The sequence below is a fragment of the Microvirga yunnanensis genome, assembly GCF_025460875.1.
This window is the reverse complement of the sequence record NZ_JAMXFI010000070.1, coordinates 34,032-40,098: the sequence shown is the minus strand read 5'-3', so window position 1 is coordinate 40,098 and position 6,067 is coordinate 34,032. Positions and strand designations below refer to the sequence as shown.

Genomic DNA, 6,067 nt, shown 5'->3' with positions numbered 1-6,067 from the left:
ACAGCACATGGAGGGCATCGAGATCCGCATCCATGATGTCGCGGAGTTGTACGGTGAAGGCATCAAGGAGAAATGTATCGTCCAGCATGATCGTACCTATTGTTCGGAGGTCTGCCTCGTCTCAGTGGCTGTCGCTTTGCCCCTAAAGGCGAGATGAGGAACTCAACAGAATCAATGGCGATCCTTCGCCGCTAAATGTGAGATTTTGCCTTTAAAATCGAGATTTTCCCCCTAAAAGTGAGACAGCGTTTACAGGGGCGTGCAGCTAGCTGCGATGGCGATGGAACGGGACCTGACAGAGTTCGCCAAGGTCACCTTGCTCCGAAGCTATCACAAGGAAGCCCGTTTGCTCGCCACCGTCGATTGTATCGCGCGCCAGATACAGCACCGGGTTCACACGCAGGGATCAAAGAGCAGCGAACAAACCTGATCGGCATCTCACCTTTAAGAGCAATGAATGTCGCGTTTCGACGCCCAACGCGACGAATCTCGGAATTAAAGGCAAAGCGACAGACCCCGTGGGCGCTGGTGACCGAGAGAGACGTGCGCTCCCGCCTGCACAGCGAAAGGAGCGCACCATGGCCCAGGCGCCCCCACAATCCACGCGCAATCCCTACCGTGACCCCTACGACGCGTGGGTCATCCAAGCCGCCAGAGAGGCCATCAGGCGGTCGCGCGAATTGCTGAATGACACCAAAACCCTCGTCAAACCCCGACAGCACTGGCCTGTTCAAGGTCCCGGGAAGAAGCGGCCCCAAGCTGACGAAAGGGTTCGGGGCTGAACGTTCCGAAAAATTCCCCAGGGTCCTTGGACGGCTGCTCCGATGAGGCGCATAGTGGTGCCATCATCGGCAGGTTCGAACCCGCAGGCGCCGGTGGCTGAGAGCGACCTGCGCTCCCGCCTGCATGGCCGAGGAGTGTCGCCATGAGCGACCTCCAACGAGAACGGGAAGACCTCGTCACCGCGGATCGGCATCTTGCCGCCGGCGAGCAGCGCATCGCTGAGCAGATCGCGCTGATCCGGAGAATGACCCGGGACGGCTACGACACCGCCCTGGCTCGCGACCTGCTGCGCCTGCTGGACGAGACCATGGTAACCTGGAAGGACCACCGCCAACTCATCCTGGACGCAATTGCCCGGCATGAACGGGATCTTGCCTCTCCTCGACGGCATCCCGGGCCAGGCTCTCCCTAACCCGTTCAAGCTCCTCAGGCAGGTGCAGTCGTTCCGACACCTGATCGTCATCGCTCTAAGAATGATCATCGCGGGCTGATCGGGGGCTCGCGATCAGCCCCCTTTATGGAGCCGACGTCGGCCAGAACGCCCACAGGGTCAGGGAGATCGCAGAGATCCAAAGAGCGATGATGGCCACCGCTGCTGCGCGGCTGGTCGGGCGCTCGGATCGCCGTTGCGCCTCCTCACGGAACTCCGCCATCAGCGGCTCGGGGATCATCCTGATCACAAGAGCGATGGCGATGGGCAGGAGGATCACCTCATCGAGATAGCCCAGCACCGGGATGAAGTCGATGGGGCTGAGCGCGTAAGCTGCAATCGCCACTGCCGCAACCTTCACATACCACGGCACCCGAGGGTCACGGCCGGCGATGTAGAGGGCAACGACGTCCTTCTTGATGGCGCGGGCCCAATCCTTCAGCCGTGCCCCGGTCCTCATTCCTTGATCCTTTCCGGAGAGATGGCATTGTTGCCCGAGCAGCACGCCGCCGGGTGTCTACGTGGCTCAGTCCTCCCGCTCAGAGGGCGGTGCTCGCATTGCCCTTCACGATCACTGGGCCGGTCGGTTGTCCGGTTGGCGACCCCTGTGGGGGTTCGACCGAAACCGCGATGACTTGATCAGGACGCAGTCGCGGAAGCCTGTCCAGGTTCAATCTCAAGGAGCGAAGTTCATGGATCACCCCGACCGAGATCGGGTTCTGGTTCGCTCCGGGGATCGCCCAAATCTCAAGTGCCCGCCCTGCCGGGATCTCGAGGCCTTGCAGCGGAATGAACTCGGCCCTTCCATTCGCGAAGGCATTCACGACAGCCGCAGGGCGGCTTTCATCGGTCAGCAGCACCGCGATGAGCACCGGCTCGCGGGCAGCTCGGCTCGCCAGCACACCAGCGCCGAGCGCCAGGAGGAGGGAGGCGAAGGCTCCGGCCAGTCCGGCCATGCGCCAGAACCGTAAGCTGTGCCAGAGCGCGAGCACGGTTGTGGCAGGGCTCGGGACCGCCACGGGCGTTGAGTCGACGGTGAGCCGAGGTGGAGCTTGCTCGCCAAGATCGGCCTCGATGCGGTGCCAGAGCGTCTCAGGAACCGGCACGGGCGATGCCGTTTCGTTGATTTCGGCGAAGCGGGACTGCCATTGCAGGACGGCCATCTGGAACTCCGGGTCACGTTCAGCCAAGCGCTCGGCCTCGCGAAGCTCCTCGCTCTCCAGAAGCCCGAGCACATACTCGGCGGCAAGGCGGTTGCGGTCGGGATTGATGCTGCCGCTCATGCCATGCACTCCCTCAGCGCCACGAGCGACCGCCGGATCCAGGACTTCATCGTCCCGAGCGGCACACCGAAGCGGCCAGCCAGTTCACCATGGCTCAGGCCCTCGACATATGCGATCAGCAGAGCCTTCCGCCTGGCAGGATCGAGGCGCTCCAGGCAGCGCTTCAGGGCACCGGTGTCGGACAGGCGCATCACAATTGTCTCGGCATCCTCCTCAGACGCCTCCAGCCCCATCGGCTCGAAGTCATCGACAAGGTCAGTCCGGTTCTCGTCCCGCAGGATGTTGAGGCATCTGTTGCGCAGAATGGCATACAGCCAGGTACGGGCCTGGCCCCGAGCCGGGTCAAAGCTCGCGGCCTTCGTCCAAACCTGCACGAAGGTGTCGTGGACCGCCTCCTCAGCCAGCGCCCTCCGGCGCAAGAGGCGCATGGCCACGCCCAGCATCCGGGGAGCCTCCGCATCGTAGATCGCGCGCAGGGCAAGTCGATCGCCGTGCGCAATCCGCTGCAAGGTATCGTGCAAGTCGAGGGCAGGGGAAGGTGCCTTCCCGAGCGGTTTTACCACATCCAGCCTCCGTCGACGGGTCCCGTGTGGATTACACGGGCAGGGCGTCCACGGATGCAAAGCTAAACACATTTATGATGGGGCGCATCCATCCGGGCAGCCGTTTCGACCCTCCCCACAAAAGATTTTAGTCTTAGCATGCATCCATCCATCCAAACGGTGTGTATCCACCACGTCAGGCGCAGGTTGCCCTGACCCGTGCACCCTACGCGGCACGGTCCACACCGGGAGGTTCCGATGCCATTCTCCAAAAGTCCTGTTGCCCTTGGTCTTGCCGCTGCCCTGTTCGCCGCTCCCGCTTTCGCCCAGGGTGTCAAGATGGTCGGAGGCGCTCCGATGTACCCGACGAAGAACATCGTCCAGAACGCCGTCAACTCGAAGGACCACACAACCCTCGTGGCGGCCGTCAAGGCAGCAGGTCTTGTCGACACGCTCCAGACCCCCGGTCCATTCACCGTGTTCGCGCCCACCAACACGGCCTTTGCCAAGCTGCCTGCCGGCACGGTGGAGACGCTGGTCCAGCCGGCCAACAAGGACAAGCTCACCTCGATCCTGACCTATCATGTGGTTCCAGGCCGCTACACGGCGCGCGAGCTGCTGGCATTGGTCAAGCAAGGCGGGGGACAGGCGCAGCTCAAGACCGTGCAGGGAGAAACCCTGACCGTCGTACCCGGACGCAGCGGCAAGACCCTGTTCGTGAGCGACATGAAAGGCAACGATGCCCGGATTACTATGGCCGACGTGATGCAGTCCAATGGTGTCATTCACGTGATCGACACCGTCGTGACGCCTTAACCCGATGAAGCGGCGCGCCTCTCGAGGCGCGCCGAACGTCCCAACATTCCGCCGGATCAGCGCATGCTCATCGCGACGCTCGGCTTTGGTACGACGCCGCTTCACACACCTTCACGAGCGCCAGATCTCAAAAAATTTCCGCGCTGGTGCATCCGCTGACGGAGCTGGCGTGTAGCCGTCTGACCAGGGTGAGTGCGTCCTGTCTGTCTTGCGTTCACGTGCCTTAAGCCGCCCTGGCGCAACAGCGACAATCAGAGGAGACGTCGATGGACGAGCATACGCATACCGGGAGCAACGGCAGTGTTTCGAGCGGGTCTCACAGCTCGACCACGCTCAACAACGCCAATCTCGCCGCCGCCCTTCAGGCCTTCGAGGGCGTGGATCGCGTGTTCTTCGCCGACCTGAACGAGTTGAACAACTCGGAGGCCGAAGGCGGCGCCCTTCTGCTTCTCAAGGGTGACAAGCTCACGGTCATCACAGCCGCCAGGGGCGTGGAGGCCGGCCAGACACACATCCAGCACATCCATGGCTTCGAGGACGGAAGCAACGCCTCCGTGCCGACACTCGCCCAGGACGATGACCGCGACGGCTTCATCGAACTGGCCGAAGGCCTGGACACCTACGGGCCGATCCTTCTCAATCTTACGGCGACGCCCGGCGGCGATCTCTCAGGTTTTCCAACTCCCGCAACCGATTCCTTCCTGTTCTCGCGGACCTACGATCTGTCGGACCCGAGGAACGGCGACCTCGCGAAGCTGCTCGACGATGTTTCGCTCTCGCGCCGCGAGATCGTCCTGCACGGCAAGTCGGTTCTGGAGGGACACGGCCAGGGCACCGGCGGCGAGGTCGACGGCAGCGCGGGATACAAGCTCGTCCTGCCGATCGCTTCGGGCGAGATCCGCGAGATGTCCCATGACAAGGCTCTCGTCTCCTTTCAAGCCGCTGTCTCGCTGTGGCTCGGCAAGAGCATTGCCGGCGGTCGGGGGGATGATCACCTCACAGGAGGCGCAGGACACGAGTCGTTGCTCGGCTTTGCCGGGGATGACCGCCTCGCCGGGGGACGAGGGGACGATTACCTCAGTGGCGGCTCCGGCCGGGATCGCCTTTCCGGCGGCTCGGGGGACGACTACCTCGATGGCGCCGCAGGCCATGACCGGCTCTTCGGCAGCTCCGGCAAGGATTACCTTTATGGTGGCTCGGGCGACGACGACCTCACGGGCGGCAGCGGTCACGACCATCTTTTTGGTGGCACAGGCCGTGACCGAGCCTTCTTCAACGTCTCGAAGGACGGTTCCGACTCGGTCGACCTCGGCTCCGGCTCCGATATCGTGGACGTCAGTGCCGCAACGCGGGGGCAGGTGCGGCTGACCTTCACGAGCGCCGAGGTCGGCAATGGGATTGCCACCGATTCCAACACGATGGCCAACCAGGATGGCGGCCTGGCTGTGCGCCTGCAAGCCGAGAACGGCTCCGATGTCCTGACCGGCGAGGTCAGCCGCTTCGATGACGAAGGCATCACCTTCGTCGCCTCGTCGCGGGGGCTCACGTTCGACGTGCGTGACCTCGTCTCTGGTGTGGCCCGGGGTGACCAGTTTGGCGCAGTGACGCTGGGCACCAGGGGAGCTGACGATCTTAAGGTGGTTCTGTCCGCCAAGGCCTACTACTTCAACGCCGGCATGGGAAACGATCGTGTCACCGGCGGAGCCAAAAGTGATTTCCTGGTCGGCGGAGCCGGCGACGATACCCTGAACGGCCGTGCAGGGGACGACAAGTTCATCGCAGGCGGCGGCAACGACGTTCTGACGGGCGGACTGGGTGACGACGCGTTCATCTTCAACGCCGCGCTGAACGCCGCCACCAACGTCGACCGGATCCGTGACTTCCGTGCGAGCGACGACACGATGCATTTGGATGACGCGGTATTCACCGGACTGACAGCCGGAAGCCTGTCCGCTGGCGCGTTTGCGCTCACAAGTGCGGTGGCCGAAGCTGATGATCGCGTGGTCTACGACCAGGGTACGGGCAACCTGCTCTTCGATGCCAATGGCGGCACACGGGATGATGCCGTGGTCTTCGCCAGACTCGAGAACAGGGCCAGCATCACGTCGGCCGATTTCCTCGTGATCTGAACGGGAGCCTTGAGTGGGGCCCAGTCCTCTCCTGGCTGGGCCCTTCGCGGTTGGCGTCCGTCATGGCTGCGGCCGATATCCTGG

The 6,067-nt window shown here is 63.2% G+C and carries 6 protein-coding genes; 3 read left to right on the top strand and 3 right to left on the bottom strand.

Annotated elements, in window-relative coordinates; genetic code table 11:
* Positions 1-925 precede the first annotated feature (925 nt).
* Positions 926-1,195: a hypothetical protein gene (locus tag NF876_RS27610; RefSeq protein WP_262271562.1), complete on the top strand. Its 270-nt coding sequence runs from the start codon at positions 926-928 to the stop codon at positions 1,193-1,195.
* A gap of 103 nt (positions 1,196-1,298) precedes the next feature.
* Here NF876_RS27610 and NF876_RS27605 read toward each other — a convergent pair whose 3' ends face one another.
* The 3 genes from NF876_RS27605 to NF876_RS27595 form a co-directional block, all read right to left on the bottom strand.
* Complete coding sequence (locus NF876_RS27605; protein ID WP_262271561.1) at positions 1,299-1,673, bottom strand: YkvA family protein; 375 nt, start codon at positions 1,671-1,673, stop codon at positions 1,299-1,301.
* A gap of 79 nt (positions 1,674-1,752) precedes the next feature.
* Positions 1,753-2,496 (bottom strand): anti-sigma factor, encoded by a 744-nt coding sequence (locus tag NF876_RS27600; RefSeq protein WP_262271560.1) that lies wholly within the window; start codon positions 2,494-2,496, stop codon positions 1,753-1,755.
* Positions 2,493-3,059, bottom strand: coding sequence for a sigma-70 family RNA polymerase sigma factor (locus NF876_RS27595; RefSeq protein WP_262271559.1), 567 nt, complete (start codon positions 3,057-3,059; stop codon positions 2,493-2,495). The genes NF876_RS27600 and NF876_RS27595 overlap by 4 nt, the downstream gene beginning before the upstream one ends.
* Positions 3,060-3,296: 237 nt before the next feature.
* Here NF876_RS27595 and NF876_RS27590 point away from each other — a divergent pair, with 237 nt between their 5' ends.
* Positions 3,297-3,854 (top strand): fasciclin domain-containing protein, encoded by a 558-nt coding sequence (locus NF876_RS27590; RefSeq protein ID WP_262271558.1) that lies wholly within the window; start codon positions 3,297-3,299, stop codon positions 3,852-3,854.
* 266 nt (positions 3,855-4,120) lie between these two features.
* Positions 4,121-5,983: a calcium-binding protein gene (locus NF876_RS27585; protein WP_262271557.1), complete on the top strand. Its 1,863-nt coding sequence runs from the start codon at positions 4,121-4,123 to the stop codon at positions 5,981-5,983.
* Positions 5,984-6,067 lie beyond the last annotated feature (84 nt).